We start from the raw sequence: 1,660 nt of genomic DNA, 5'->3' as shown, positions 1-1,660 counted from the left end.
ATTTCTCTTAAGATTTACAAGAAAGACTACCGCTATCATTGCTTGGTTTTCGCGTTGGCAATAGTCTTAATTCAATACTTGATATCGTAGGATTATATATCAAGTGGGCGATTTTCTTAACTCACTTATGTCAATGCTTGTCAACATAAGTATAGTTTTGTCTATAAAATAGTCAGATGAGGACTAGCTCTTTTGCATAGCTTGGACAAATTTCTGGAATAAGTAGTCACCATCATGAGGTCCAGGACTAGCCTCAGGGTGATACTGAACAGAGAATACGGGCAGAGACTGATGTCGTAAGCCAGCAACGGTGCCATCATTGAGATTTAGGTGGCTAACTTCCACAACTCCGGCAGGTAATGAATCTGGGTTAATGGCAAAACTGTGGTTTTGGCTGGTAATTTCTACCTTCTGCTGTAGTCCGGCTGGCTGATTTAAACCCCGATGACCAAATTTCAGTTTATAAGTTTCTGCCCCCAGGGCATGACCTATAATCTGGTGTCCCATACAAATGCCGAATATGGGTTTTTGACTTTCCAGCAATGCCTTAGCGGTTGTAATCCCTTCTGTGACCGCTGCTGGATCACCAGGACCATTGGAAAGAAATATCCCATCTGGGTTATATTTGAGGATTTCCTCTACAGGTGTATCTAAAGGAACAACTATTACTCGGCATCCGTAACTGGCTAGGCGGCGCAAAATATTACGTTTTATACCAAAGTCTATGGCAACAACAGTCAAAGTTTCTGTGTTATTGACCACAGATTCTGAATTGAACTCCCAAGCAGGAATTGTCTTTTCTGTCCATTCATATACTTTGGGTGTGGTAACTTGACGCGCCAAATTTAAACCAGCCATGCTGGGTGCTGCTAGTACCTGCTCTAACAATTCCACTTCATCGAGAGATGTAGAAATACCACCATTCATAGCTCCTACTGTGCGAATTTTGCGCGTGAGGGCACGAGTATCAATGCCGTAGATGCCGGGTATTTGATGCTGATTGAGGTAATTAGGCAAGGATTGGGTTGACCGCCAGTTGCTGGGGCGATGACAAATATTGCGGGCGATCGCCCCAGCACACAGAGGCCGGTTCGATTCCTCGTCCTCAATATTGATCCCAGTATTTCCTAATTCAGGATAGGTAAAAATGACGATTTGACCGCAGTAACTGGGGTCAGTCAGGACTTCTTGATATCCAGTCATACCGGTGTTAAATACCACTTCCCCGATTTTGGTTCCCGTTGCACCAAAAGACCAACCGCGATAAGTAGTTCCATCGGCTAAGACAAGTAGAGCAGGTATTGTGTTAGACAGGGGCATAGGTGATTAAGACAAAAAATAATGTAAGTTTCACGCCATGAAGGCATAACCCAGGTTTCTCACCTGATAATTCTTTGCTCCACCGCCACGCCATCAAAGCTTGACTTTGGGGATAGTGGAACAGTGATCCTATGTGGACATTTGTTAATGGTAAGCAGTATTTTGTCGCTAGTTCAGCTATTACTGCAAATATTAATTATCTGCTATATAAAACCTAGACAAAGCTAGACTTTACTTTCTACTTCAACGGGAGCATGGGAGCGGTTATCCCTTAGTAGACTTGCACGCCTTAGCCAGACGCGATATTTCTCTTAAGATTTACAAGAAAGACTACCGCTAT

1 protein-coding gene is annotated in these 1,660 nt (G+C 43.3%); it reads right to left on the bottom strand.

The genetic code is table 11. The annotated features are described in order from the left end of the window. Positions 1-183 precede the first annotated feature (183 nt). A complete protein-coding gene (carA, locus tag NWP21_RS15645; protein ID WP_280793367.1) occupies positions 184-1,320 on the bottom strand; it encodes a glutamine-hydrolyzing carbamoyl-phosphate synthase small subunit in 1,137 nt (378 codons plus the stop codon). Positions 1,321-1,660 lie beyond the last annotated feature (340 nt).

The organism is Anabaenopsis sp. FSS-46, from assembly GCF_029891665.1.
Classification (GTDB): Bacteria; Cyanobacteriota; Cyanobacteriia; order Cyanobacteriales; family Nostocaceae; genus Anabaenopsis; species Anabaenopsis arnoldii.
This window is presented reverse-complemented; position numbering and strand designations above follow the sequence as displayed.

Excerpts from the sequence above, each read along its gene's own strand:
- carA (WP_280793367.1), bottom strand. The coding sequence starts at position 1,320 with ATGCCCCTGTCTAACACAATACCTGCTCTACTTGTCTTAGCCGATGGA.